General features: G+C 66.2%; 22 protein-coding genes. 11 read left to right on the plus strand and 11 right to left on the minus strand.

What is annotated here, in order from left to right; all coding sequences use genetic code 11:
- Window positions 1–14: 14 nt before the first annotated feature.
- The 9 genes from PHA8399_RS10900 to PHA8399_RS10940 form a co-directional block, all read right to left on the minus strand.
- Window positions 15–2,216 (minus strand): hybrid sensor histidine kinase/response regulator, encoded by a 2,202-nt coding sequence (locus tag PHA8399_RS10900; RefSeq protein WP_058286180.1) that lies wholly within the window; start codon window positions 2,214–2,216, stop codon window positions 15–17.
- Between the two features lie 3 nt (window positions 2,217–2,219).
- Window positions 2,220–3,389 carry an FIST N-terminal domain-containing protein gene (locus PHA8399_RS10905; protein ID WP_058286181.1) on the minus strand — a complete coding sequence of 390 codons (1,170 nt, stop codon included), beginning with the start codon at window positions 3,387–3,389 and terminating at the stop codon, window positions 2,220–2,222.
- A 33-nt stretch (window positions 3,390–3,422) separates the two neighbouring features.
- A complete protein-coding gene (locus PHA8399_RS10910; RefSeq protein ID WP_058286182.1) occupies window positions 3,423–4,118 on the minus strand; it encodes a LuxR C-terminal-related transcriptional regulator in 696 nt (231 codons plus the stop codon).
- Window positions 4,119–4,260: 142 nt separating this feature from the next.
- A complete protein-coding gene (locus tag PHA8399_RS10915) occupies window positions 4,261–6,027 on the minus strand; it encodes a PQQ-dependent methanol/ethanol family dehydrogenase (RefSeq protein ID WP_058286183.1) in 1,767 nt (588 codons plus the stop codon).
- A gap of 212 nt (window positions 6,028–6,239) precedes the next feature.
- Complete coding sequence (locus PHA8399_RS10920) at window positions 6,240–7,040, minus strand: ABC transporter permease (protein ID WP_058286184.1); 801 nt, start codon at window positions 7,038–7,040, stop codon at window positions 6,240–6,242.
- Window positions 7,037–7,756 (minus strand): ABC transporter ATP-binding protein, encoded by a 720-nt coding sequence (locus PHA8399_RS10925; protein WP_058286185.1) that lies wholly within the window; start codon window positions 7,754–7,756, stop codon window positions 7,037–7,039. Before PHA8399_RS10925 ends, PHA8399_RS10920 begins: the two co-directional genes overlap by 4 nt.
- Window positions 7,753–8,211, minus strand: a complete 459-nt coding sequence (locus PHA8399_RS10930) for a cupredoxin domain-containing protein (protein ID WP_058286186.1) — start codon at window positions 8,209–8,211, stop codon at window positions 7,753–7,755. The genes PHA8399_RS10925 and PHA8399_RS10930 overlap by 4 nt, the downstream gene beginning before the upstream one ends.
- 49 nt (window positions 8,212–8,260) lie before the next feature.
- Entirely contained in the window at window positions 8,261–9,235 is a 975-nt protein-coding gene (locus PHA8399_RS10935; protein ID WP_058286187.1) for a YVTN family beta-propeller repeat protein, read from the minus strand.
- Window positions 9,232–10,392 carry an ABC transporter substrate-binding protein gene (locus PHA8399_RS10940; RefSeq protein ID WP_058286188.1) on the minus strand — a complete coding sequence of 387 codons (1,161 nt, stop codon included), beginning with the start codon at window positions 10,390–10,392 and terminating at the stop codon, window positions 9,232–9,234. The genes PHA8399_RS10935 and PHA8399_RS10940 overlap by 4 nt, the downstream gene beginning before the upstream one ends.
- Window positions 10,393–10,562: 170 nt before the next feature.
- On the opposite strand from PHA8399_RS10940, the gene pedF reads away from it, so the two are divergent.
- Together pedF and PHA8399_RS10950 are read left to right on the plus strand one after the other, a co-directional pair.
- Entirely contained in the window at window positions 10,563–11,240 is a 678-nt protein-coding gene (pedF, locus tag PHA8399_RS10945; RefSeq protein ID WP_058286189.1) for a cytochrome c-550 PedF, read from the plus strand.
- Window positions 11,241–11,258: 18 nt separating this feature from the next.
- A complete protein-coding gene (locus tag PHA8399_RS10950) occupies window positions 11,259–12,161 on the plus strand; it encodes a substrate-binding periplasmic protein (protein WP_145977025.1) in 903 nt (300 codons plus the stop codon).
- A 6-nt stretch (window positions 12,162–12,167) separates the two neighbouring features.
- Here PHA8399_RS10950 and PHA8399_RS10955 read toward each other — a convergent pair whose 3' ends face one another.
- Both PHA8399_RS10955 and PHA8399_RS10960 read right to left on the minus strand, forming a co-directional pair.
- Complete coding sequence (locus tag PHA8399_RS10955; RefSeq protein ID WP_058286190.1) at window positions 12,168–13,073, minus strand: FAD:protein FMN transferase; 906 nt, start codon at window positions 13,071–13,073, stop codon at window positions 12,168–12,170.
- Window positions 13,070–15,154 carry a 4Fe-4S binding protein gene (locus PHA8399_RS10960; protein ID WP_058286191.1) on the minus strand — a complete coding sequence of 695 codons (2,085 nt, stop codon included), beginning with the start codon at window positions 15,152–15,154 and terminating at the stop codon, window positions 13,070–13,072. Before PHA8399_RS10960 ends, PHA8399_RS10955 begins: the two co-directional genes overlap by 4 nt.
- A gap of 137 nt (window positions 15,155–15,291) precedes the next feature.
- Here PHA8399_RS10960 and pqqA point away from each other — a divergent pair, with 137 nt between their 5' ends.
- The 9 genes from pqqA (at window position 15,292) to PHA8399_RS11005 (ending at window position 24,834) form a co-directional block, all read left to right on the plus strand.
- Window positions 15,292–15,399, plus strand: coding sequence for a pyrroloquinoline quinone precursor peptide PqqA (pqqA, locus tag PHA8399_RS10965; protein ID WP_027236494.1), 108 nt, complete (start codon window positions 15,292–15,294; stop codon window positions 15,397–15,399).
- A gap of 21 nt (window positions 15,400–15,420) precedes the next feature.
- Window positions 15,421–16,305, plus strand: a complete 885-nt coding sequence (gene pqqB / locus PHA8399_RS10970; protein ID WP_058286192.1) for a pyrroloquinoline quinone biosynthesis protein PqqB — start codon at window positions 15,421–15,423, stop codon at window positions 16,303–16,305.
- Window positions 16,302–17,054, plus strand: a complete 753-nt coding sequence (gene pqqC / locus PHA8399_RS10975) for a pyrroloquinoline-quinone synthase PqqC (RefSeq protein WP_244270203.1) — start codon at window positions 16,302–16,304, stop codon at window positions 17,052–17,054. Before pqqB ends, pqqC begins: the two co-directional genes overlap by 4 nt.
- Window positions 17,051–17,338 carry a pyrroloquinoline quinone biosynthesis peptide chaperone PqqD gene (gene pqqD, locus PHA8399_RS10980; protein WP_058286193.1) on the plus strand — a complete coding sequence of 96 codons (288 nt, stop codon included), beginning with the start codon at window positions 17,051–17,053 and terminating at the stop codon, window positions 17,336–17,338. Before pqqC ends, pqqD begins: the two co-directional genes overlap by 4 nt.
- Window positions 17,335–18,420 (plus strand): pyrroloquinoline quinone biosynthesis protein PqqE, encoded by a 1,086-nt coding sequence (pqqE, locus tag PHA8399_RS10985; RefSeq protein ID WP_058286194.1) that lies wholly within the window; start codon window positions 17,335–17,337, stop codon window positions 18,418–18,420. The genes pqqD and pqqE overlap by 4 nt, the downstream gene beginning before the upstream one ends.
- Before the next feature lie 775 nt (window positions 18,421–19,195).
- On the plus strand, window positions 19,196–21,289 hold the full coding sequence (locus tag PHA8399_RS10990; RefSeq protein WP_058286195.1) for an FAD-dependent oxidoreductase: 2,094 nt from the start codon (window positions 19,196–19,198) through the stop codon (window positions 21,287–21,289).
- An 11-nt stretch (window positions 21,290–21,300) separates the two neighbouring features.
- Window positions 21,301–22,479, plus strand: a complete 1,179-nt coding sequence (locus tag PHA8399_RS10995) for an acetyl-CoA C-acyltransferase (protein ID WP_058286196.1) — start codon at window positions 21,301–21,303, stop codon at window positions 22,477–22,479.
- A gap of 13 nt (window positions 22,480–22,492) precedes the next feature.
- The gene (locus PHA8399_RS11000) at window positions 22,493–23,689 is read left to right on the plus strand and encodes an acyl-CoA dehydrogenase family protein (RefSeq protein WP_058286197.1); all 1,197 of its coding nucleotides are present in this window, start codon (window positions 22,493–22,495) and stop codon (window positions 23,687–23,689) included.
- A gap of 14 nt (window positions 23,690–23,703) precedes the next feature.
- Entirely contained in the window at window positions 23,704–24,834 is a 1,131-nt protein-coding gene (locus PHA8399_RS11005) for an acyl-CoA dehydrogenase family protein (protein ID WP_058286198.1), read from the plus strand.
- Window positions 24,835–24,836 lie beyond the last annotated feature (2 nt).

A 24,836-nucleotide genomic window follows, 5' to 3' on the forward strand; every position in this document is an offset into this window, starting at 1 on the left:
GCGCCGCGATTTGGTCAGGTCAGCGCACGCTCCAGGAAGCCGCGCAGCGCGCCGGTGTCTATCGGTTTGTGCAAGAGCGCCGCGTTCAGCCCGGCGCAGGCAGCCGCCAGATCCGGTGAACGGTTGGCGGTCACCAGGCAGGCCGGGACCGGCCCGTGCTGCGCCCTGAGCGCGGCAATCGCATCGGTTCCCAGTGCCCCGTCGTCCAGCTGGTAATCGGCGATGATCGCATCCGGGCTGATGTCGATTTCCTGCAGCAGCGCTCTGGCCTCGGCGCAGCTGGCGCAGGGCAGCACGTTCAGCCCCCAGCTGTCCAGCGTGATCTCCAGCGCCGCCCTGAGGCCGGCGTCGTTTTCGATCAGAACCACGATCCGGTGCTCGAACGGCACCGCGGCGCCGGCACCGGGGACGGGCAGGGGTGACGGCGCGCGCGCCGCCGTGCTCAGCGGCAGCTCCACCGAAAAGCAGGTGCCGCGCCCGACCTCCGAGGTGAGGTTCAGCGGATGTTTCAGCAGCCGGCAGGCCCGCTCGACAATGGCGAGACCCAGCCCCATGCCGTCCGAAGGGCTGGCCTTGGCGTTAAGCCGCTGAAACTCCTGGAACACCCTGTCCTGATGCTCCGGCGGGATGCCGGGGCCGGTGTCGCGGACCTCCAGCAGCACCCGGCCGGGCCGCTGCCGCACCCCGATCAGCACCTTGCCGCTGCCGGTATAGCGCACCGCGTTGGAGGCGAGATTCTGCAGGATGCGGCGCAGGTAGGCGGCGTCGCTTTCCACCACTGCGCCGCTGCGCACGACCCGGAAGTCCAGCCCCTTGATCCGGGCAACGGGTTCCAGTTCGTCCTTCAGCTGGTCCAGCAGACTGCCCAGGCTGATGGCGGTGCGGTCGATTGCCGCCAGGCCGGAGTCGAGCTTGGAGATGTCCAGCAGGGCGCCGAGGATACGCTCGACCGCGACCAGCGCGTTGCCGGCCTTGGCCGCCCGGTCCCTAAGGCCCGCGTCCTGCAGGTCGTCCTCCAGCGAGCCGACATAGAGCTTGGCGGCGGACAGCGGCTGCAGCAGGTCGTGGCTGGCGGCGGCAACGAACCTCGATTTGGAGGCATTGGCACGCTCCGCCTCCGACAGCGCGTCCTCCAGTTCCAGAGTCCGTTCAGCAACACGCTGTTCCAGCGTTTCGTTGACCTGGGAAATGGTGCGGACGGCGGCGCGTTCGGCGGTCACATCGGTAAAGCTGATGACAAATCCCTTGTCCGGCATTTGCTGCGCAAACACTGCCAGGATGCGGTCGCGTCCCAGCCCGATCTCGAACGACAGGGGCGCCCGCTTGGCGGTGCTGGCCACCCAGGCCTCAACGTCGTCCAGCCGGGTGCCGCCCAGGATGCGGATGCTGTCCGCAGCCTGGCGGTAGAGGGTCGCGAAAAACATGCCCAGCTGAAACTTGCCCGCGGGCATCGACAAGAGCTCTCCGGCGCGGCGGTTCCAGCCGACCAGGCGGTTCTGGGCGTCGAAGATGCAGACACCCTGGTTCAGATGCTCCAGGGTTGCCTTGATGACCCGCGACTGGTCGTCGAGCAGCCGCTCGCGCTCCTGCCGCTCCAGCCGCATCATGTCGGTGATGTCGGTCTGCAGGATCACGGTGCCGCCGTCCGGGGTGCGGTGCTCGCTGACCTGCAGCCAGCTGTTGCCGGCCATCATCACGTTGAACACCGCATGGTCGTCTTTGTGGCGGGCGATCCGGTAGGCCTCCCAGCCTTCGGCGCTCTCCCCCTCCGGCAGCGCCAGATGGACGCTGGTTGCCACAAGGTTCACGTAGTCGGCAAATCTCAGTCCCGGCCGCAGCAGATGGTAGATATCGGCCATGTGCTTGCCGAAGCGGGTGTTGCACATGACCAGCACGTCCTGCGCGTCAAACAGGGCAAAGCCTTCCTGCACCGTCTCGATCGCATTGGCCAGGTTGGCGCGGGCGGCCTCGGTCTCGGCATTGGCCAGCGCCAGCCTGGCGTTCGACTCGTTGAGCAGGTCCAGCGCGTGCTCCAGCTCGCGGGTGCGCACGCGCACCTCCTCCTCCAGCATCACCGCACGCTGGAACTGGGCATAGGCCTCGCCAGAGGCATCCGAGCTCTGCTCGGCCCGGCGCATCAGGGTTTCCACGATCTTCAGCAGCTTCTGGTTCTGCCGCTCCGGCGTGTCGCGGGGGTCGATCAGTTCATGCACCATCGCTCAGCCCTCTTCGGGCGGGTAGATCGCCACCCCGGTCAGGGTCTGGTTGACATGCATCGAGTTGATCTGCTCGCCATAGGTCGAAAAGCCCGCCACCCGGTTGTCGCGCAGGATGCGGGAAATGTCCTGCGAGACCTGTTTCTGCTGCGCTTCCAGCCGCCGCAGGATGCAGTCGCAGGCCAGGATGATTTCGGGGCGGCCCTTGGCGCTGAGCGCGGCCATTTCGCGCTCCAGGTGAGTCACCATGTCCTCCGGCTCGGCCAGGGTCAGAACCACGCCCTCGTCGATGGCGGAGAAAAATACCAGCTCGTCATTGTCGGCGACCCGCTGGATGGCGCGCACATGGTGCTGATCACCGAACTGCACGGCGACGGGATGCGCGGCAAAGGTAAAGGCGGTGAGCTGCTCCGGGTCTTTGCCCAGCACCCGCGCGTATTCGCGGGCGGCGGGTTCGGCATTGATTTCATGCACCACCCTGCGGGCCGGATCGGCCCCGGTCACCACCATGCGCTTCTGAGAGGGGATCAGGTGGTCGGTCTTGAAGACCTTGATCGGGCAGCGGCTGCGCACCTGGATCAGGATGGCAGCGTTGGAATGGGCCTGTCCGCCATGCAGCACATAGGTCTTGCCAAAGTTGGTGCCGTCACCCGCCGACCCGCCGAAAAAGGCCACCGGCCCCAGCCCCACCGACAGCTGCGAGGTCAGCGCGTCCTCCTTGGTGGAAAGCCCGTCGACCAGCAGGAAGGTAAAGTCTGAGATCCACCTGCCGGGCTCCTGCGCCATGTGGCTGCGGTTGCGGATCATCCGCTCGATCACGCTGTGCGGATCGAAGCTGTCGAGGTCCTCGATCAGGATGGTGCGGGTCTGAAAATGCGATTGGGCAAAGCCGATGGCGACGATCTCGCCTTCGACATAGCCGGCCGCTGAGATTTCTCCCGCAGAGGTGCAGCCGACAACCTGCGCCGGGGCAAACCGGCGCTGCGCCTCGTCGATCAGCCGCGCCACGTCGGTGTCCGGAGACAGAAACAGAACCACCAGCGAAAGGCCGTTCGGGTTCAGCGCCTGTGCCAGTTGTTCGACAGCGTCCGCCGCCCGGCAGTCAACCGAACCGGACCGGACAACCTGCGGTTCCGCCATGGTTGCACCCGACGGGCCATGGACAGGGTCCATCGCCTTTCTCCTCCCCGAATTTCGTCCGCCAGACTAGGCGGACGGCGGCGTGTCTTGCAAGACGTTTGCAAAACTCGCCTGCTTGGCGGCCAGCACCGCCTGGGTGCGGCTTTGCACGCCTAGCTTGCGCATGATGGCGGTGATATGGGCCTTTACCGTGGTCTCGGCGATCGACAGGTCATAGGCGATCTGTTTGTTCAGCTTGCCTTCGCAGATCAGCTGCAGGATCCGGGCCTGCTGGTTGGTCAGCTGCGACAGCCGCTGCAGGACGTCGTCGCTGCTGCCGGCGCTGTCTTCCAGCAGCACGTATCCGTCGGGCAGGAACACCTTGCCCTGGTTGATCGCCTCCACTGCCTTCTGGAACACGTCGCGCTGGCTGTGCTTGGGAATGAAGCCGTTGGCGCCGGCATGGATCACCGAGCTGACGATGCGGTTGTCGGCCATGGAGGAGACCACCAGGATTGGGCAGTCCGTCACCTTGCGCAGGCGCAGCAGCCCGTCCAGCCCGTTGACGTCGGGCAGGTTCAGGTCCAGCACCACCAGGTCGATGCGGATTCCCCCGGCGATCATGTCGAGCGCAGCCTGCAGGGCCGGCGCAGTGTGCATGCTGCTGATCGCGGTCACCGCCTGCAAGGTCATCGCCAGAGCGTCACAGAACAGCGGGTGGTCATCCACCAGCAGCGCCGCATTGAACCCTGGGGTTTTCGGCGTGTCCGTGTGTGTCGGCATATCTGCACCAGAGCTGTTGTTTTCCTGCCAGCTTAGCAAGCGGGCAGCAGCAGCGGTATACGCCTAAAGTCGCATATGGAAGACGCGCCTCCCGCAGGAGACGCGCCTGAGTTCATTGCATTTACCTTCAGTCGGTGCGGGATCAGTCCGCTTGCGCCAGTTGGCGGGGGAGGCGGAACGTCCAGACCATGCCGCCTTGGTTCAGGTAGTTGACCTTCTTGGCGACCTCGCCGCCCCACAGCGGCACCGCGCCGCCCCAGCCGGAGACGACAGAAACATACTGCACACCGTCCTGCTCCCAGGTAACCGGCTGGCCGACGATGCCGGAGCCGGTCTGGAACGACCACAGCTCCTCGCCGGTCTCGTCGTCGAAGGCGATGAAGCGGCCCTCGGGGGTGCCGGTGAACACCAGCCCGCCCGCGGTGGTCATCACCCCGGCCCAAAGCGGCGCGTCATTCTTGTATTCCCACTTGATCTCGCCGGTGTCCGGGTCGATCGCCTTCAGGCTTCCGATATGGTCCTCGTAGTTCGGCTTGATGGTGAAGCCCGCGCCCAGGTAGGCGGCGCCCTTTTTGTAGCTGATCGGCTCGTTCCAGATATCCATGCCCCATTCGTTCGAAGGCACATAGAAGTTGCCGGTGTTCTGGGAGAACGCCATCGGCATCCAGTTCTTGCCGCCCAGGAACGACGGCGAGGCAAAGATCACCTCCCCCTTGTTGCCGTCGGCTGTATCCGCCGGGTTGCCGGGGCGGTTGTCCTCGTTGAACACCGGGCGGCCGGTCTCGTCGATGCGCTTGGCCCAGGTGATATCCTTGACGAAGGGCGTTGCGCTGACGAACTTGCCGTCGTCGCGGTTCAGGACATAGAAGAAGCCGTTGCGGTCGGCGGTGGCGAAACGCTTGTTGCCGCTGCGGTCGGTGTAGGCGACCACCTCGTTGACGCCGTCATAATCCCAGCCCTCGCGCGGGGTGGTCTGGAAGTGCCACTTGATCTCACCGTTGGCGGGGTCGATACCGATGCGGCTGGCGGCATAGAGGTTGTCGCCCGCGTTGCCCTCGACCGGGGCGCCGGCGTTGCGCAGGTGGCTGTTCCAGGGCGCCGGGTTGCCCGCGCCGAAGACCAGCGTGTCGGTCTCCGCATCATAGGAGCCGCCGAGCCAGGTGGCGCCGCCGCCGGTCTTCCACATATCGCCCGGCCAGGTGGCATTCAGGGTGCCGGTCATGGTGCTGTCCTCACCCTTGAAGGTGCCCATGTGGCCCTCGATCACCGGCCGGGTCCAGACCAACTCGCCGGTTTCTGCGTCGCGCGCCTGCACCTCGCCGACAATACCGAACTCGCCGCCGGAATTGCCGGTGATCACCAGCCCGTTGACGATCAGCGGTGCTGCGGTCATCGAATAGCCGGCCTTGTAGTCGGCCACCTTCTTGCGCCATTTCACGTCGCCGGTCTTGAGGTCCAGCGCCACGATGCGGGCGTCCAGCGTGCCGAAATAGAAGGTGTCGCCATAAATCGCACCGCCGCGGTTCACCACGTCGCAGCAGGGCAGGATGCCTTCGGGCAGCCGGGCGTCGTACTGCCAGATCTCGCGGCCGGTCTCGACGTCGATGGCATAGACCCGGCTGTAGGAGCCGGTGATATACATGATGCCGTCATAGATCAGCGGCTGGGTTTCCTGGCCGCGCTGCTTTTCGCCGCCGAGGCTGAAGGCCCAGGCGGGCACCAGGTTTGCGACGTTGTCCTTGTTCAGGGTATCGAGCGGGCTGTAGCGCTGCAGGTGCCGCCCCATCCCGTTGGTCACCACCTGGGTGGTGGTTGTCTGGTCATTCTTGAGATCGTCCTCGGTGACCCCGGCGTGGCTGACGCCCGCCATCATGGTCCCTGCGGCGACCGCCGCGATAAAGCGGTTCATTGGCTTCCTCCCTTTCGTTTGATCCTCAACAGCCACGGCCCGGTGCGGGCTGCCGGCTTGCCACAGTATTCAGCGCGCACCGGGCGGGCGGTATTGCACAATGGTCGTACGCGGGCGGCAGCCGGGGCGGGACGGCGGCGCAACGCGGCAGCGCCCGGCGCCTTGCGGCCCGGGTTTGCGGTGCATTTGCATACGGCGCGGTCAGGGGCCGCTCAGCCCGGTTTCCCAGCCTTGCGGATCAGCCCGCGCTCAGGGTCGTAGCCCCAGACTGCCAGCCCCAGCCAGACCAGCCCCGACAGCAGCACCCAGGCCAGCGCGGCGGCGTTCAGCTGCTGATAGAGCGCAAAGCGGATCAGCTCCACCGCCTGGCTGAAGGGGTTCACGGCACAGATGTCGCGCAGCAGCGCCGAGCTTTCGGCCATCTTCCACAGCGGGTAAAGCGCGGTGGAGAGAAAAAACATCGGGAAGATCACGAAATTCATCACCCCGGCAAAGTTCTCCAGCTGGCGGATCACCGAGGACAGCGCCAGCCCCAGCGCCCCCAGCATCAGCCCGGCGGGGACCAGGGCGGGCAGCAGTGCGGCATAACCGCCCCAGCTGAAGCGGATGCCGAACAGCGCTGCCAGTCCCAGGAACACGTAGACCTGCAGGATCGAGATTGCGGTGCTGGCCAGCAGGCGGCAGACCAGCAGCCACCAGCGAGGCAGCGGGCTGGTCAGCAGCAGCCGCATTGAGCCCATCTCCCGGTCATAAACCATCGACAGCGAGCTTTGCATGCCGTTGAACAGCAGGATCATGCCGCACAGACCCGGCACGATATAGACCTCGTAAGTGGTGTAGGTGGCATAGGGCGGGGTGATCGACAGTCCAAGCGCGGCGCGGAAACCGGCGGCAAAAACCACCAGCCACAGCATCGGCCGCACCAGCGCCGCGACAAAGCGGCCGCGCTGGCCGATGAACCGCAGCGCCTCGCGCTGTGTGATTGCCGTCAGGGCGGCCAGCCAGTCCATCATGCCGCCTCTCCCGTCAGCCTGAGAAAGTGATCCGCCAGCCCCAGCCCGCCGCGCAGCTGCCGGGCGGTGCCGTCCTCAGTCAGCCTGCCGCGGTGCAGGATCAGCAGCTGGTCGGCGTCGTCAATTTCGTCGGTCAGATGGGTGGCCCAAAGCACCGTCAGCCCCTTGCGCCGGGACAGGTCATGCACATGGGCGGTGATCGCGCGCCGGGTCGCCGCATCCAGCCCCACCGTTGGCTCATCCAGCAGCAAAACCTTGGGGTGGTGGATCAGGCTGCGGGCAATCTCCAGCCGGCGGCGGTGGCCGCCATTGAGGTCGCGCACCCTCTCGCCCAGCCGGCCGCGCATCTCCAGCCGCTCCAGCGCGGCCTCGATCCGGGCTTGCGCCCTGGCGCCGCGCAGCCCGTGCAGGGCCGCGAAATAGCTGAGGTTGCACTGCACCGTCAGGTCCAGGTCCAGTGTCGGCTGCTGGAACACCACCCCCATCTGCCGCAGCGCCTGGCGCGGGGCGCGGGCCATGTCGTGGCCTGCAATCCCGATCCTGCCCTGCGGCGCGGCGAACAGCCGGGTGAGCAGCGCAAACAGCGTCGACTTGCCCGCGCCGTTGGGGCCGAGCAGGGCGCAGAAGGTGCCGGGCTCAACCCGGAAGCTGACCCGGTCCAGCGCCTGCCGGGCACCGTAGGCATAGCTCAGGTTTTCCACCCGCAGCCCGGTCATTGGATGGTGATCTCCAGCCGCTGGGTATCGCCGGTGGAGCCGGGCACCTTGAGATGGTATTTCCCAGGCTTCAGCGCGATGAAGCCGATCTCCATCTCGCCCGCCTCGTCGAATTCGATACTGTCGAGTCCCAGCGGGCGGATCTCAAGGCCCTCCACCACGATCTCGTCGATCCAAACCGCGCGGAAGAACTCCGCGCCCGTCAGCGCCAGCTCCTGGCTGCCGTCGCCCTGGATCTCGAACTCGTAATAGGTGCCGGATTTCAGCACCCAGGGCGCCTCGGCCAGCGGCATCCCCGCCGACAGGGTGATGGGCGGCAAGTCCTCCTTGTTGCTGGCGGACAGCAGCCCGGCGAGGCCGAGGCCGGCCTTGCCCGGATCATCATCGTCACCAGCCAGGGCGACTGCGGGCAGCGCCAGGCACAGCGCCACGGCAAAAAGGCGGGAGTTCAGCATCGGAGATCCTCCTGTCTGGATGCGCCGCGCCGCCGGGGCGCGGCAGGTCTCAGGGGCGCAGCGCCGCGCCCCAGGGAAAACGGCCGACCTTGATCGACTTCAGCGCCTGGCGCTTGGCGGTGTCGATCACGGTCACATCGCCGGACACGCCGTTGGTGGTGAACAGCAGCGACTTGTCGGGGGAAAACGCCATGTGCCAGACCCGGCGGCCAACCAGGATGTAATCCTCCACCTCCAGCGTCTCCGCATTGACCACCGCCACATGGTTGGAAGGACCCAGCGCCACAAAGGCGGTCTTTTCATCTTCGGTGAAGGCAAACCCCACCGGCTGCACGCGGTCGGGGTGCACGCCTTTGACAGCAAAGGCGATCTTGCCGGTCTCGGTCTGGGTGGCGGTGTCAAAGACGGTGATGGTGCCGCCAATCTCGGAAGAGACCCACAGCGCGCTGCCGCCGGCGGTGAATTCGGCGTGGCGGGGCCGGGCGTCGACCAGCGTGTTGGCAAACAGCTGTTGCGTTTCCGTGTCGATCCAATGCGCCATGTTGGTGGTCTCGGAAGTGGTGATGGCGATCCTGCCATCTGGCGAGACGGCCATGCCCTCGGGCTCGATCCCGACGTTGATCTGGGCGACCACCTTGCGGGTTTCCGTGTCGACCACTGTGGTCACGGCGTCGTCCTCGTTCGCGATGTAAAGATGCCGGCCGTCGGGATGCAGCACGAACTGCTCGGGATCCTCGCCCGAGGGCAGCTCGTGCAGGATCTCGCCGGTGGCGGCATCCAGAACTTGAACCGTGTCGCTGTCGGAGGCGCAGACGTAGACCCGCGAGAAATCCTTGGAAAAGGTGATCCCGCGCGGCCGCTCCCCGGTTGCGATTGTGCGGACCACCTCCAATGTGGCGATGTCGATCACGCTGATGGTGTCGTCCTTCTCGTTGGTGACCCAGATTTCCTGGGCATCAAGGGGTGCGGTGGCCAGCAGCGCCGGCAAGGCCAGCGCGGCGAGGGGTTTTGCAGAAAATGTCATTGGAAGGCTCCGCAGCGGCTTTCGGGTTCATCAAGGCCCAGGGTGTCAAGTTCGCTGTGCTGGTGCAGGAAACCGGGCAAGGGTGCCTGCGCTGCCAGCGCGCGGGGAGTGGCAAGCGGGATCGGCTGGCGCAGCTGACCGTTCCAGCTGCGGTAACTGAGCGGGCGGCCCTTGAAACCCGCCAGCTCGAACGCGTCCGACAGCAGGTATTGGCGCAGGACGTCCGCGTCGGCTGAGCCGGTGCGGGTCACAGCCTCGCCGATGCTGCGCACCGCGGCCCAGGCGGCGTAGTCCCGCGCCAGCATCTTGCGCCCGGCCAGATCGTGGAACCGCGATTGCAGCTGCGCGGCGCCCCATTGCTCGACCACCGGCGCCCAAGCGGTTGGCACCAGGCCCTCGGAGCCGGCAACCGGCCGCGGCAACCAGGTGTTGTATGGAAGGTATCGGGCGAAATCCTGCAACTCGTCGGCGACCAGCAGCAGGTCATGGCGGCCCAGTCCCTGCGACAGCAAGGGCACCTCCTGGGCGGCGTTGCGGCGCATGTCGGCGCCATAGTCCCAGGTCTGCTCAGCGGCGATTTCCAGCCCGAACTTGGCGGCGCTCTGGCGCAGGGCAGCGGCAAAGGCCTGGTCCTGCGGGTGGCTGCCGGAGATCAGCGCGAGGCCGGTCCAGCGCTTGGTCAGCGCAAACTGCATCAGCGCATCGCTGCGCATCAGGTCCGAGGGCAGAGTGTGCAAGAGGTTGCGGCGGCAGTCGCCGCTGCGCAGGCCGGTGTCCGGGCTGGCGGTGTTGAACAGCAGCGCTTCCTCCGCCTCCGGCAGGGCGGCGGCAGCCAGCAGCGCCGGCTTGGGCGCATCGAGGATCAGCAGCGCGCTGCGGCTCAGCGCCGCGCGCGCCGCCGCGGCAAAATCGCCGCCCGGCGGTACCGCCACCGTCTCCAGGCTGTAGCTGTGGCCAAGGAAGCTGCCGGTGGTCCGGTTGTCGGCCAGCCCCAGCCGGGCGCCGGTTTCGCCCAGGTCCGCGGGCTGCGGGTCGAGATTGGAAAGGGTGGGGGGCTGCTGTTCCTGCTGCTTCAGGTAGATGACCGGCACCTCAAGCCCGGCGGCGGCAAGGGCGGCGGGGCAAAGGGCCATCAGGAGTGTGATCAGGAAGCGCATGGGGGCACCCGGTTCTGGCTGCATGGGCCGAGCGTACTGCCGCCCAGAGGCCCGCTGCCATTGGACCAAGGTCGTAGGCCGCCTGCGCGGTTCTCCAACTTAAGTCGCGTATCGGGGCAGGGGCCGGGCTGGCTATGCTTTCGGCAAGCACAAACTTACGGGAGGAACTCATGTTCAAATTGCCTTTTGCGGCCCTCGGGCTCGCGGCTCTTGCCACAGCGGCGCTTGCCCACGGAGACGTCGCGCCGCAGCCGGTGAATACCGATGCCCTGCCCGATGTGGGCGAGGAATGGCTGACAGAAAATCCCTATCGCGGCCAGGAGGCGGAGGTCTGGCAGGCGGCGATTGACATTGGCGGCAGCGGCTACACCCAGAACTGCGCCCGCTGCCACGGGCTGGGCGGCGTTTCTGGCGGGCTGGCGCCTGACCTGCGTTACCTGGAGGCGGAGGAGATGGGCGACGAGTGGTTCGTCGAACGCTTCCGCACCGGTTACACCCAGAACGGCATCACCAAAATGCCCGCCTTCGGGGAGCTGCTGGGCCAGAAGGCCGCCTGGGCGATACGCACTTATCTGGAAACCCGGCCCGATGATGGCGCTCTGGACGAGGCCACCGGCCGGCTGCTGGAGATCCGCGACGAACTGACGTCCCTGGCCAGCGGCGGCGGCGGTGATGCGGCGGCGCTGCAGGCAGAGCTTTCGGAAATCGCGGAGGGTGTCGAAACCGGCTCCGGCGCCCCGGTCGCTGACAGCGCGGCCTACCGGGCGGCAAGCCTGATCGGCGGCGCGCAGCCGGACTTTGCCGGGGCTGCGGAGGCCCTGACTGTCGGCCTCTCGGCGGCGCATTAGGGCGGAGGGCGGCGGCACATGAGACAGCAACTGGCCGGTTTCCTTACGATTGCGGCGCTGGCCTGCGGCTGGGCGCAGGCCGGGCAGACCCGCTGTGCGGACCACGTGCCGCAGCCCAAGCCGCAGAACGCCTCGCGCGACATTGTCGGGCAGGACTTGGAGGCCATCCTTGAGCGCGGCTTCATCACCTTTGCGGCCTATGAGGAGTTTTCCCCCTGGTCCTACGAGGAGGCGGGCCGCATCAAAGGCGCCGACATCGACCTCGCCCGGCTGATTGCTGCGGAGCTGGGGGTCGAGGCCCGGTTCACCCTGGTCGCGGCGGGCGAAAATCTGGACGCGGACCTGCGCAACTGGATCTGGAAAGGACCGGTCGTGGGCGGCAGCGTTGCCAACGTCATGCTGCATGTGCCCTATGACAGCGAATTTGCCTGCCGGGTCGAACAGGTTGTGTTCACCGGCCAGTACCACGTCGAGGAGGTCGCCATCGCCTACCGCCGCGACGCCTATCCCGAAGACCCGCCACTGCCCGCCTATTTCCGCTTCGACAGCGTCGCGGTGGAGAATGATTCCATCGCCGACTTCTACCTTTCAGCCTTTCCCGGCGGCCAGCTGAGCGGCAATATCCGCCGTTACCCGACGGCGGCGGCGGCAATGGCAGGCCTGGACCGGGCCGAAACCAAGGCCGCGATGGGGCCGCTGGCGCAGCTGGAGGCCGGGCTGACCGCGCAGACCGCCGTCCACACGCCGCCTTTGCCCGGCTTCTCCGCGGGCACCTGGACCGCCGGGGTGGCGGTGCATTTTTCCTACCGCCCGCTGGCCTATGCGGTAGAAGATGCCATTGCCGCCGCGCTGCAGGATGGCCGGATTGCCGCCATCTTTGCGGCCCACGGCCTCAGCCACCGTCCGCCTGAGCTGCGCTGATCCTTCTTATCCCAGCGTTTTTTGGCTGCCGTCCTGCGCCAGCAGGGTAACGCTGGTGCCGCCCGGAAGGCGCGCCAGCGCGGCACTGATTTCACGTTCAGTCATCAGGCAGAAGGCGGTGGAGGCCGCATCCGCCAGCGCGGCGCTTCCGGCCTCGGTGCTGACGGTCGCCCATAGCGGCCGCCGGTCACGCGCGGGGTGCAGGATATGCGCCGCACCCTGCAGCCGCAGCGCGCCGGGGCTGGAGGTGGCGATGGCGCGGCCGGTCAGGCTGCGGATGGCAAAGGCGCCGTGGTCCGGATCGGCGAGCCCGATGCGGAACGGTCCGCCGAGGGCAGCAAACTCGCCGGCGTTGACCAGAACCCGCTCCAGCCCCAAACGGCCAAGCGCGGCGCGGACCATGCCGGTGGCATAGCCCTGGGCAATGCCATTGAAGGTCAGCGCCTGGCCCGGCGCCAGCCGGATTTCCCGTGCCGTCACCGACACCTTGTGCCAGCCGGTGAGGCGGGCAGCCGCGCGGACACCGCCGCCGCCGTGCGCCAGCGCCTGCCAAAGCGGCTGCACCGAGGGGTCGAACACTCCCGCTGTTGCCGCGTGCACCCGGGTGCAGAGCCGGGCCAGATCCAGAAACGGCGGCGGCGGGTTCTTCAGAACCCCGGTCCGGTTCAGCCGCGACAGCGCGGAGGCCGGATCGTAGAGGCTGAACAGCTGTTCGGCCTGCAGCAGCTGCGACAGCGCGGCGGCAATTGCCCGGTCTGCCAGCGGCGGCGGCGCATGGATGGTCAGGCGCGCCTCGGCGCCCAGGGCAAACCCCTGCCAGGTGACGGGCGCGGCCCGCGCCGCCGGAGCCGCGCCTCCAAGGGCGGCGGCAGAGATTGCCAGGAACCGGCGGCGGGTCAGTTCGGCGCTCATTCCGCGGCCTCCAGCTGCTGTTTCTTGCGCGCCGACAGGATCAGCGGCACGCAGCGGGACGGGTCATCGTGGATCGACACGCAGTCGAGGCAGCCGAAGCATTCGTCATAGCGGACCGCGCCGGATGGTTTGATCGCGCCATAGGCGCATTTCACCCGGCACAGCTGGCAAGGGCTGCCGCAGGCGGCGCGCCGGGCGATCCAGTTGCGCCGCCGCAGCAGCCCGCCTGCCGCCATGGCCGCGCCCAGCGGGCACAGGTAGCGGCAGAAGGGCTTGAACAGCACCAGCCCCGCCGCCAGCCAGAAAACGGCGTAGGCTGTGAAATACCATTCGCGCAGGAAATAGGTGGTGATCGCGGTCTTGAAGGGTTCGACCTCCGCCGCGGTGTCCACATGCGCAGGCGCCAGGAAGACCAGCGAAACCAGCCCGGCCAGTGCGCCGTATTTCAAGTACCTGAGCCGCCCGTCCCAGGCCGGCGAAAGGCCCGTTTGCGGCACGCCCAGCCTGCGGCCCAGATGGTGGGCGAACTCTTGTAGCGCGCCAAACGGGCACAGCCAGCCGCAGAACAGGGCCCGCCCCCACAGCACCAGCCCGAGGATGGCAAAACCCCAGATCAGCAGCGAAAACGGGTCGTAGGCGAGAAAGGCAAAGCTGCCGCCCTCGGCCGTGGCGCGCAGCACGCCAAGAACGGTGACGATGGACAGCTGGCCCTGGCCCCACCAGCCGATGAACAGAGTGACAGCCGCCAGCACAGTCAGCCGCAGCGGGGTCAGGGTCTTGCGGGCGGCGATCCGGCTTTGGGCCAGCAGCAGTGCGGCGGTCAGCGTGGTCAGCAGCACGCCCAGCACGATCAGGTCCGTGCGGCGGCTGCGCAGTGCCTCCAGCCAGGGCGGCACCGGCGCCGGCGCCTCGGCCCGCAGGAAAAAGCGTTCGGGGGTCCGGTGGGTGACAGGGAATTCCACGGTGCCGGTTTCGGGCTGGAACATGCCGTGCGCACGCATCGCTTGGGCGTGCAGGGTCCACGCCTGCGCCGGGTCAAAGCCGAGGCGGCGGTCGGCCCGCAGGATCATTGCCGTGCCGTCGTGCAAAGGCTCGGGCAGATCCGGCGACAGCTCGACCAGCAGGTCGCTGTCGCGCAGCGCCACCGGCAGGCCGTTCTGCGTTGCAAACACCCGGTCCGGCGCGGTGTTGCGGATGAACTCCGGGCTGACCAGCCCGTGGCGGCCGGTCTCAATCAGCAAGAGCGGCTCATCATCGGGGGAGATCGCCAGGAACTCCTGCAGCTCGTCGTAACCGTCGCGCGACAGTGCCGCCTGTGCAATTGACGGCGGCCCGAGGTCGATGATCCAGAGATCCAGATAGGGCGCCTCGGGGTGCTGCTGCGCCTCCGGATCGTCATCAGCCCAGAGGGTGCCGGCGAAGGCCGCGTCGACCTCCGCATTGGAGACGGTGGCGCGGGTGGCCAGCCCCTGATCCACCAGCGCCGCCCAGTCCAGCGGCTCGCTGTGGTCCGGGTCCGGCCGGGCCGGGGGGGCGGCGATGACGCCATGCATCTTCTCCCGCGCGACCGCCAGCGCCGCGGCCATCACCGAGTCATGCGCGATCCGCACCGACGCGGTCGCCTTGCTCACCCCGTCGAGATAGACCAGCGATGAGCCGGAATCTGTCTCGCCATAGGGGGTGCCGACGGTGATCGCCGAAAAGACCGACAGGCCGGGATACTGCTCGAAGAACCTGTGGAACGGGGCCGGGCCAAGCCCGGAGACAAAGACCGGCTCGTTATGGCTGATCAGCCGGACATCCAGAAAATTGCCGTCCAAGTCCAGCAGCACCAGCACGTTGACCGGCGCGCCGGAAAACCCGGGCAGGGGGGCAAGGGGTTCGGTTTCAAAGGCATAGCCAGCCTCCGCCCCGCCGGAGTTGAGCAGGGTATAGACGCCCTTGCCGTTCACCGGCTCCCCCAGGGAGAACGGCGGCATGATCAGAGCGCTGATCTGCTCGCGCGGCAATGGGGACGCCGCCAGAACGCTGGCCGCAAACAGCCAAGCCTGAAGCCAGAGTATGAACCGGGATACGCGCATGGCTGGCAGTCTGCCGAGGGGCGCGCCTGCGTGCCATTGGACCAAAGTCTGAGGCTGCCCCTACGACCAAAGGCCAATACCGGGGCCAGGGGCGGGCAGCTAGGCTGAAGGGATCAAAGCCAGCAAAGGAGGATGCAATGGCCTGGTCTGCCCCGAAACTGAAAGAAATCAACTGCGGCATGGAAATCAACATGTACTCCCCGTCCGAGGACGAGGGCCGCGAATACGAACCCGATCTGTTCTGATCGCCTAACAGGAAAACGGCCATGCGGTTTCTGGTTCTTGGCGCGGCAGCGGGCGGCGGCCTGCCGCAGTGGAATTGCGGCTGCCGGAACTGCCGGGACGTGCGTCTCGGCAGGATCGCTTCCGCCACCCAGTCCTCGCTTGCCGTGACACTGGACGGGCAGAACTGGGCGGTTTTGAACACCTCTCCCGACATCCGTGTTCAGTTGCAGAACTGCCCGTCCATGCACCCGCAGTCGCTGCGCCACAGCCCGCTGCGCGCAGTGCTGCTGACCAATGGCGACATTGACCACATCGCGGGGCTGCTGTCCTTGCGGGAGCAATCGCCGTTTTCCCTGTTCGCCACGTCCGGCCTCTTGGATGTGCTGGCGTCCAACCCGGTGTTCAACGCCCTTCCGGCGGCTGTCGGCCGCAACCCGGTGCGGTTGAGCGAGGGCTTCGAGCTGCTTCCGGGCCTGCAGGCAACGGTCTTCGCGGTGCCCGGCAAGGTGCCGCTGTTCCTGGAAGGCGGGCAGGTAGAGACGGATCTGTTGGGCGAGCAGACCGTCGGCGTCCGGCTGAGCGACGGCACGAAAACCGCCTATTACATCCCCGGCTGTTCCGCTGTCTCCGCCGAATTGCTGGAGATACTGGCAGATGCCGATCAGATCTTCTTTGACGGCACGCTCTGGCACGATCAGGAGATGATCCAGAGCGGGACGGGGACCAAGACTGGCCAGCGAATGGGGCATATCTCCATCAGCGGCCCCCAAGGCTCCATCGCCAGCTTGCGGAGTGTGGATGCCGCCAAGACCTTCATTCACATCAACAACACCAATCCCGTCTGGCAGCCCGGCAGCGCCGAGCGCGCGCAGGTGCTGGCCGCCGGATGGACAATTGCAGCGGATGGGATGGAGATCGCCCTATGAATGCCTACCCCCGGGAAATGCCCGCCACAGAGCCGCTTGAGGCCCGCCTGCGCGCCATCGGCGCGGCGCGCTACCACGATAAGCACCCGTTTCACCACAGGCTGCACGGCGGGGAGTGTTCGCCGGACGAGGTCCGCGCCTGGGTGATCAACCGCTGGGCCTATCAGGCGGCGATCCCGATGAAGGACGCGGCCTTTCTGTCCCGCTGCGCCAATCCCGCCATGCGCCGGGCCTGGCGCAGCCGGATCGAAGACCATGACGGCGGCATCAGCGAGGGCGGCGGCATCCGCCGCTGGCTGCGGCTGGCTGAAGCGGTCGGGCTGGATCCCGACTACGTGGCCTCCGGCCGGGGCGTGCTGCCGGCCACCCAATTCGCTGTCGACGCCTATATCCGCTATGTCCGCGACATGCCGCTCCTGCAGGCGGTGGCCTCGTCTCTGACGGAACTCTTTGCCCCCTCCATCCACGAACGGCGAATCGAAGGCCTGCTGCAGCACTACGATTTTGCCAATGCCGCCAGCCTGTCCTATTTCCGCAAACGGCTGACTGAGGCGCCGAAAGACGTGAAATTCGGCCTGGCCTGGGTGCTGGAGAAGGCCAACAACCCGGAAAAGGAAGACGCCGCCTGCGAGGCGCTGATCTTCAAGACCAATGTCCTGTGGGCGCAGCTGGATGCGCTTTGGGGCGCCTATGTTGAGCCGGGGCGGATCCCGCCGGGCGCCTGGCAGCCGGGCGAGGGGCTGGCATGACACTGGCGTTTGCCCCCACGGACCGCCCCTATCTGCCGCGCGGGGTGCGGATGATCACGGATAAGGTGCGGGGCGGCACAGTGCTGCTCTGCCCGGAAAAGGCCATTGCTTTGGATGCCATCGGCGAGGCGATCCTGTCGCGGGTGGATGGCAGCGCTTCGTTCAAGGAAATCGTTGCCGGTCTGGCGGAGGCATACGATGCCCCGGCGGAGCAGATCGCCGGGGACGTGCAGCGCTTCCTGGCCGGGCTGCGGGCCCGCATGTATCTGGCGGTGCGGTCATGACCGTGCCTCCTCCCATCGCGATGCTGGCTGAGCTGACGCACCGCTGCCCGCTGTCCTGCCCCTATTGCTCTAACCCGCAGGACCTGCTGGGCCGCGAGGCGGAGATGACCACCGCCGAATGGGCGGACACCTTCCGCCAGGCTGCCGAACTGGGCGTCCTGCAACTGCACCTGTCCGGCGGCGAACCCGCTGCGCGCCCCGATCTGGCGGAACTGACCGCCGCGGCACAGGGCTGCGGGCTCTATACCAACCTGATCACCAGCGGCATCGGCCTGACGCCCAAGCGGCTGGATGCGCTGGAGGCCGCAGGGCTGGACCACATCCAGCTGTCCCTGCAAGGCACGACTGCAGAGCTCGCGGACTGGATCGGCGGCTACAAGGGCGGGTTTGACCGCAAGATGAAGATCGCGGCCGAAATCAAGGCCCGGGGCATTCCCCTGACGCTGAACGCCGTCATGCACCGGCACAATCTGGATGATCTGGAGCGCACCATCGAAATGGCCGTCGAAATGGGCGCCCGGCGGCTTGAGGTCGCCTGCGTCCAATTCCACGGATGGGCGTCCCGCAACCGGGCGCAGTTGCTGCCGACCCGCGCGCAGACAGAGGCAGCCAAGCGCATCGTCTCAGAGGCAGAGCAGCGGCTGCGCGGGGTGCTGGCGTTTGATTTCGTGCCGCCCGACTACTATGCGGATTACCCCAAGGCCTGCATGGGGGGCTGGGGCACGGCCGGGCTGAACATCGCGCCGGACGGCACCGTGCTGCCCTGCCATGCGGCCCAGACCATCCCGCATCTGGACTTTGACAATGTCCGCGGTAAACCTTTGGCGGCGATCTGGTACGGCGGTGCGGCCTTCAATGCCTACCGCGGCACCGATTGGCTGCCGCAGCCCTGCCGCAGCTGCGACCGCAAGGACACCGATTTCGGCGGCTGCCGCTGCCAGGCGCTGGCCCTGGCAGGGGACGCTGGCGCAACCGATCCCGTCTGCCGCAAGTCGCCCCGGCATCAGGCCGTGCTTGAACTTCTCGAAACAGGCGGAAGCCGGGCTGATACGGCTTTTGTCTACCGCAGCGCTGCTGGCTGAAGCACACCGGCTGCGGCCGCGGTTTTCCAGGGCGTCCTGGCATGTCCCTCTGCGGCCGTGCATCATAGAGAGATGCTGCAAATGGGAGCGAACGGCAGCTTCACGGAAGCTGCGATGAGGCGTGCCCGGCATTGATAGGGTCACTATCTGCGCTTGCAGTAAACCACTCCGCGATAGGGGCTCTGCGTTGATTGCCCTGGGCTGAAGCGGGGCTTGTTTCGCGGTGCCGAAAGCCGGGTACGTGCTGTTGGCCGAGGCAATCCTCCCCCGGCACACAGAGATTTCCCCCTGAGTGGTCAGCACCTGGTACCGGCTGCACTTCTTCGCTCGCTCATGTCCGGGAAAATGCCGGCACGTTATCCCTGCCCGCCCCTGTTGCTGACCTGCCACTTGCGGGTTTTCAAGCGATTTGCGGCCTGGCTCTAGAGCTCTGCGGAGGTCGTGCCACCAGATGACGAAAGTTACTCCCAAATGCATCCGCTGGAGCGCGGCGTGGACATCCGGCTCATCCTGGCGCTGCCGAGACATGCCAGGCGCGCCACGCCGGCGCGCTGCGCGAGCGGGGTTACCTGAATAGTCCCGGAAGTGCTGGTTTTTCAGCTGGAGCAGCCGTTTCCGGTCTCCGGAAAGTGGTAGCGGCGGGTGAAACGCCGAGTCAGCTCCGCGCTCATATAATTCCGCAAATAGAAATGTAATTTTACATATTGAAATTATAGGCCGGGCTGGGTACCAAAGCTAAACCAAGAGACTCTGCGAACAACGGGCGAGGCAAGAGATGGGGAACCTAGTCAATTTGACACTCGACGACGGCATTGCGGTCGTGAGGGTAGTCAACCCGCCGGTGAATGCTCTTTCGCACGCGGTACGTGCTGGGTTGCGGGACAGTTTGCGCGCGGCGCTGAACAAGCCGCAGACCAGCGCGGTCGTTATATTCTGCGCGGGGCCCAGCTTCTTTTCCGGGGCAGACATCCGCGAGTTCGGCCAGCCGCCCCAAGCCCCGTTCCTGCCGGATCTGATCAGCGAAATCGAGGCAGCGCCAGTGCCTGTCATCGCAGCGATACACGGGAACGCACTCGGCGGCGGGCTGGAGGTGGCATTGGGTGCGCATCACCGTGTTGCAGTGAAGGGCACCCGTTTCGGTCTGCCGGAAGTTTCACTGGGATTGTTGCCGGGTGCTGGTGGAACGCAGCGTTTGCCGAGGCTGATCCCGGCTGCAGATGCGGCCCGGCTGATCACTGGCGGCAAACCCGTTGATACGCATGCAGCGCTGTCCCTAGGGCTGATTGACCGGATTGGGAGCAGCAACGATACCTGCGCCGAAGGGGTTGCCTTTGCCCGCGAACTGATCGCGGCAGGCAAGGAGCCGCGCCGGGCCGGCAGTCTGCCGTGCAACCAGTTGGAGCCTGCGGAGCTGGAGGCAATCACAGCAGAAACGGCCAAGGCGGCTCGCGGGGCGACTGCGCCATTGGCCTGTTTGGAGGCCGTGAAGGCAGCAATGACGCTGCCGTTCGGCGAGGGCTTGAAGAAAGAGCGCGCGCTGTTTCAGGACCTGATGGCATCGGATGAAAGCAAAGCGTTGATCCACGCCTTCTTTGCCGAACGCCAGGTTGGAAAACTGCCGGAAGCTGAAAGCGTGGAGCCGCGCGCGATCAGGCGTGTCGGGGTTGTCGGGGGCGGCACTATGGGGGCGGGAATTGCTGTCAGCGCCCTGCTCAGCGGGCTGGATGTGACCCTGGCCGAGCGTGATGAAGCGGCGGCAGCCAAGGCCGCAGCCAGTGTCGGGCAGATGCTTGGCAATGCGGTGGATCGCGGCAAACTGGCCGGGACGCAGCGTGAGGCCATTCTGGCGGCGTCTTTCCGCACCACCACCTGTTTCGAGGATTTCGCAACGGCTGACTTGGTGATCGAGGCCGTGTTCGAGAGCATGGACGTTAAGAAGGACGTGTTTACCCGGCTGGATCAGGTCTGCAGGCCCGGTGCCATTCTGGCGTCAAACACTTCCTATCTGGATCTGAATGCGATCGCCGCGATGACCAGCCGCCCGCAGGACGTAATCGGGCTGCATTTCTTCTCGCCCGCGCATGTTATGCGGCTGCTCGAGGTGGTGGTGGGCGCTGAAACTGCTCCTGATGCGGTTGCATCTGGATTTGCGCTGGCAAAACGGCTGAAGAAGGTGGCGGTGCGTGCCGGGGTCTGCGACGGGTTTATCGGCAACCGGATCCTGTCGCATTACAGCAAGTCCGTTTATGGAATGGTGCTGGCCGGGGCGAGCCCCTACGCGGTGGACAGGGCTCTGACCGGCTTCGGCCTGGCCATGGGGCCTTTTGCCGTCGGAGATCTGGCAGGACTGGATATCGGCTGGGCCAACCGCAAACGCCTTGCCCGCTATCGCGATCCGCGCGAGCTTTATCCGGAATTTGCCGACCGGCTGTGCGAGTTGGGCCGGTTCGGGCGAAAGAGCGGACGCGGATTCTACATTTACGAAGAGGGGGCAGGCAGAGCCCGGCCGGACCCAGAGGTGGAAGAAATCATCGCCGCTGAGCGTGCGGCAAAGGGCATTACCCCGCGAAGCATTGGCGAAAAGGACATCATCAGCCGCTACATGGCCGCGATGGTGAACGAGGCCGCGCGTGTGGTCGGGGACGGGATCGCCCTGCGGCCGCTGGACGTGGATGTGACCCTGCTGAACGGCTACGGGTTTCCGCGCTGGCGGGGCGGGCCGATGCATTACGCCGACACCATCGGGCTGGACAGGATCTTGCAGGATATCTGTCGCTTCCATGAGGAAGATCCTTTCTTCTGGCAACCCGCGCCGCTGCTGGAGCGTCTGGCCGCCGAAGGCCGGACCTTTGCTAGCCTCAATACCTGAAGGAGCTTATTATGAAACAGGCGGTCATCGTCTCCACCGCGCGCACCGGTCTGGCCAAATCCTACCGCGGCGCCTTCAATGAAACCCATGGGGCAACCATGGCAGGCCATGCCATCAGCCACGCGGTGCAGCGGGCCGGCATTGCGCCGGATCTGATCGAGGACGCGCTGGTTGGCTGCGGCTACCCTGAGGGCTGGACCGGGTCCAACATCGCCCGTCAGTCAGTGATCCGCGCGGGCCTTCCGGTGTCGGTTTCAGCAGCCACAGTGAACCGCTTCTGCTCCTCCGGCCTGCAGGCGGTTGCAATGGCGGCGCATTCGATTGTGGTGGAGGGCGCGCCGGCCGCGATCGGCGCTGGGGTGGAAAGCATCAGTCAGATGCCGCCCGCACGGCCGCCGCAGGCGCAGGAAGCCTGGATCCTGGAGAATAAGCCGGAGCTGTATCTGCCAATGATCCAGACCGCCGACATCGTCGCCAAACGCTATGGCATCAGCCGCGCCGCACAAGATGAGCTGGCGCTGGCCAGCCAGCAGCGCACAGCAGCGGCGCAGGCGGCAGGCAAGTTCGACGGTGAGATCGTGCCGATCACTGTGACACAGGCCTTCAAGGACAAGGAAAGTGGCGAGATCACCCGCAAGGAGGTGACCTTTGCCATGGACGACTGCAACCGTCCCGGCACCACGCTGGAGGGGCTGGCTGGTCTGGCCCCGGTGCAGGGCGAGGGGCATTTCGTCACCGCCGGCAATGCCTCGCAACTCAGCGACGGCGCGGCGGCGCTAGTGCTGGTGGACAGTGCCGTGGCCGAGCGCGAAGGGGCCGAACCGCTCGGCGCGTTCAAGGGCTTCGCGGTTGCGGGCTGCGAGCCGGATGAAATGGGCATCGGCCCTGTTTATGCGGTGCCGCGCCTGCTGAAACGGCATGGGCTGACCGTCAGCGACATTGATCTGTGGGAACTGAACGAAGCTTTCGCATCGCAGGCGCTTTACTGCCGGGACCGGCTGGAGATCGACCCGGAGATTTGCAACGTCAACGGCGGCTCGATTTCCATCGGCCACCCGTTTGGCATGACCGGCGCGCGGATGACCGGGCATCTGCTGCTCGAAGGCCGGCGGCGCGGCGCAAAGCTTGGTGTGGTTACCATGTGCATCGGCGGCGGCATGGGCGCGGCCGGCCTGTTTGAAATCTTCTGAGGGGCAGCTCGCAATGGATCTGAATTACACCAAGGAAGAACAAGCGTTCCGGGCCGAGGTGCGCCAGTGGCTGGAGGATACCCTGCCGAATGAGCTGCGCGAGAAGGTGCGGCTGGGCAAGCGGCTTGCCAAGGCTGACATCGAGCGGTGGCACAGCCTGCTGCATACGCGCGGCTGGCTGGCCCCGAACTGGCCGCGGGCCTATGGCGGCTGCGAGTGGAATGCGGTGCAGCGCCATATCTTTGAGGAGGAAGCTTGCCTGGCCCATGCCCCGCGCAGCCTGCCGTTTGGCCTGTCGATGCTGGCGCCGGTGCTGCTGGCGTTTGGATCGGAAGACCAGCGCCAGCGCTTCCTGCCGCGTATCCTGAACGGGCAGGACTGGTGGTGCCAGGGCTATTCCGAACCGGGCGCCGGGTCCGATCTGGCGGCAGTGAAGACCCGCGCGGTGCGTGACGGCGATCACTATGTGGTCAATGGCCAGAAAACCTGGACCACGCTGGGCCAGCACGCGAACTGGATTTTCTGCCTGGTGCGGACCGATCCGGACGCCAAGAAGCAGGAGGGCATCTCTTTCCTTCTGATCGACATGGAGACGCCCGGCGTCACCGTGCGCCCCATCGTGCTGATCGACGGCGAGCCGGAAGTGAACGAAGTGTTCTTTGACAACGTCCGGGTGCCGGCGGAGAACCTGGTGGGCGAGGAGAACAAGGGCTGGACCTATGCCAAGTATCTGCTGACCCATGAGCGCACCAATATTGCCGGGGTGGGGTTCTCCAACGCTTTGCTGACGACGCTGAAACACGTGGCCGCGCGGGTAAATTCCGGCGGGCGGCCATTGGCGCAGAACCCGCATTTCGCGGCCAGGATGGCACAGGCGGAGATCGACTTGATGGCAATGGCGACCACCAACCTGCGGGTGGTATCGGCTGCGGCCAAGGGGCAGGCGCCCGGTGCCGAAAGCTCGATGCTCAAGGTCAAGGGCACGGTGATCCGGCAAGAGCTGACATCGCTGCTGCGCCGCGCGATGGGGCCCGACGCGCTGCCGTTCCAGCCTGATTTCCTGGACGGCGGCAGCAATGCTGCGGCGCTGGGTCCGGATCATGCCGCCGCGGCGGCCCCCGCGTATTTCAACATGCGCAAGCTGTCGATCTTTGGCGGCTCGAACGAGGTGCAGCGCACCATCATCACCAAGGCCATTCTGGGGCTGTAACGGGAGCAGGCGACATGGAATTCAATCTGACCGAAGAACGGATGATGCTCCGCGATACGCTGCAGCGGTTTCTGGCGGACAAATACTCGCATGAGAACCGCCGCGCGATGATTGCAGCGGGTGAGCCCTATGACGCCGGGATCTATGCGGGATTGGCCGAATTGGGTGTGCTGGGCGCCATGTTCAGCGAGGGTCAGGGCGGTTTCGGCGGCCAGGGCTTTGACCTGATGGTGGTGTTCGAAGAGCTGGGCCGTGCCGGTGTGATCGAGCCTGTGCTGCCTGCCGTGCTGGCGGGCGGGCTGATCGCGGCCCTTGGCAGTGAGCAGCAGCGCGGGCTGGTGGAGGAAATCATCGCCGGCACCCATGTGGCCGCGCTGGCACAGGGGGAGGCAGGATCGCGTTATGACCTGAACCATGTGGAGACCACGGCGGCTGCCGAAGGCGATGCCATCGTTCTGAATGGCATCAAGACCCATGTGCTGTACGGCGCCGAGGCGCAGACCCTGGTGGTTTCGGCGCGGGAAGCCGGCGCTGCAACGGATGCGGCAGGCATCTCGCTGTTTCTGGTGCCGGTGAATGCGCCTGGCGTGACGGTCAGCGGTCACCGGAACATGGACGGCATCCCGTCTGCAACGGTTGCTTTGGACGGGGTGCGGCTGGCTGCCTCATCGCGGCTGGGCGCTGCCGGAGAGGGGTTGGAGGCACTGGAAGCCGCTGTTGCCCGCGGCCTCACGGCCATCTGCTCCGAAGCGCTGGGCGCGATGGAGGCGGCCAAGGAACTGACCATCGGCTACTTGAAGGAACGCAAGCAGTTTGGAGTGCCGATTGGCAAGTTTCAGGCGCTGCAGCACCGGATGGCGGACATGCTGATCGAAGTGGAACAAGCGCGATCAGCGGTGATTAACCTGGCGGGCAACCTGGATCAGCCGCGTGGCCGGCGTGAAATCCACGCCTGCGCCGCAAAGAACCTGATTGGCCGGGCCGGGGCGCTGGTGGCCGAAGAATGCATCCAGATGCATGGGGGTATCGGCATGACGGATGAATACGCTTTGTCCCACTTTGCCCGCCGCCTGACGATGATCGACCATCTGTTCGGCGATACGGACTATCATTTAGAGCGCTTCATCGCGCTCAAGGCGGGGTGATA

It is taken from the genome of Leisingera aquaemixtae (assembly GCF_001458395.1).
In the GTDB taxonomy this organism is placed as follows: domain Bacteria; phylum Pseudomonadota; class Alphaproteobacteria; order Rhodobacterales; family Rhodobacteraceae; genus Leisingera; species Leisingera aquaemixtae.

Bases quoted from the DNA above. Each gene is read 5' to 3' on its own strand.
- PHA8399_RS10900 (WP_058286180.1), bottom strand. From the start codon at position 2,216: ATGGTGCATGAACTGATCGACCCCCGCGACACGCCGGAGCGGCAGAAC.
- PHA8399_RS10905 (WP_058286181.1), bottom strand. From the start codon at position 3,389: ATGGACCCTGTCCATGGCCCGTCGGGTGCAACCATGGCGGAACCGCAG.
- PHA8399_RS10910 (WP_058286182.1), bottom strand. From the start codon at position 4,118: ATGCCGACACACACGGACACGCCGAAAACCCCAGGGTTCAATGCGGCG.
- PHA8399_RS10915 (WP_058286183.1), bottom strand. From the start codon at position 6,027: ATGAACCGCTTTATCGCGGCGGTCGCCGCAGGGACCATGATGGCGGGC.
- PHA8399_RS10920 (WP_058286184.1), bottom strand. From the start codon at position 7,040: ATGATGGACTGGCTGGCCGCCCTGACGGCAATCACACAGCGCGAGGCG.
- PHA8399_RS10925 (WP_058286185.1), bottom strand. From the start codon at position 7,756: ATGACCGGGCTGCGGGTGGAAAACCTGAGCTATGCCTACGGTGCCCGG.
- PHA8399_RS10930 (WP_058286186.1), bottom strand. From the start codon at position 8,211: ATGCTGAACTCCCGCCTTTTTGCCGTGGCGCTGTGCCTGGCGCTGCCC.
- PHA8399_RS10935 (WP_058286187.1), bottom strand. From the start codon at position 9,235: ATGACATTTTCTGCAAAACCCCTCGCCGCGCTGGCCTTGCCGGCGCTG.
- PHA8399_RS10940 (WP_058286188.1), bottom strand. From the start codon at position 10,392: ATGCGCTTCCTGATCACACTCCTGATGGCCCTTTGCCCCGCCGCCCTT.
- pedF (WP_058286189.1), top strand. From the start codon at position 10,563: ATGTTCAAATTGCCTTTTGCGGCCCTCGGGCTCGCGGCTCTTGCCACA.
- PHA8399_RS10950 (WP_145977025.1), top strand. From the start codon at position 11,259: ATGAGACAGCAACTGGCCGGTTTCCTTACGATTGCGGCGCTGGCCTGC.
- PHA8399_RS10955 (WP_058286190.1), bottom strand. From the start codon at position 13,073: ATGAGCGCCGAACTGACCCGCCGCCGGTTCCTGGCAATCTCTGCCGCC.
- PHA8399_RS10960 (WP_058286191.1), bottom strand. From the start codon at position 15,154: ATGCGCGTATCCCGGTTCATACTCTGGCTTCAGGCTTGGCTGTTTGCG.
- pqqA (WP_027236494.1), top strand. From the start codon at position 15,292: ATGGCCTGGTCTGCCCCGAAACTGAAAGAAATCAACTGCGGCATGGAA.
- pqqB (WP_058286192.1), top strand. From the start codon at position 15,421: ATGCGGTTTCTGGTTCTTGGCGCGGCAGCGGGCGGCGGCCTGCCGCAG.
- pqqC (WP_244270203.1), top strand. From the start codon at position 16,302: ATGAATGCCTACCCCCGGGAAATGCCCGCCACAGAGCCGCTTGAGGCC.
- pqqD (WP_058286193.1), top strand. From the start codon at position 17,051: ATGACACTGGCGTTTGCCCCCACGGACCGCCCCTATCTGCCGCGCGGG.
- pqqE (WP_058286194.1), top strand. From the start codon at position 17,335: ATGACCGTGCCTCCTCCCATCGCGATGCTGGCTGAGCTGACGCACCGC.
- PHA8399_RS10990 (WP_058286195.1), top strand. From the start codon at position 19,196: ATGGGGAACCTAGTCAATTTGACACTCGACGACGGCATTGCGGTCGTG.
- PHA8399_RS10995 (WP_058286196.1), top strand. From the start codon at position 21,301: ATGAAACAGGCGGTCATCGTCTCCACCGCGCGCACCGGTCTGGCCAAA.
- PHA8399_RS11000 (WP_058286197.1), top strand. From the start codon at position 22,493: ATGGATCTGAATTACACCAAGGAAGAACAAGCGTTCCGGGCCGAGGTG.
- PHA8399_RS11005 (WP_058286198.1), top strand. From the start codon at position 23,704: ATGGAATTCAATCTGACCGAAGAACGGATGATGCTCCGCGATACGCTG.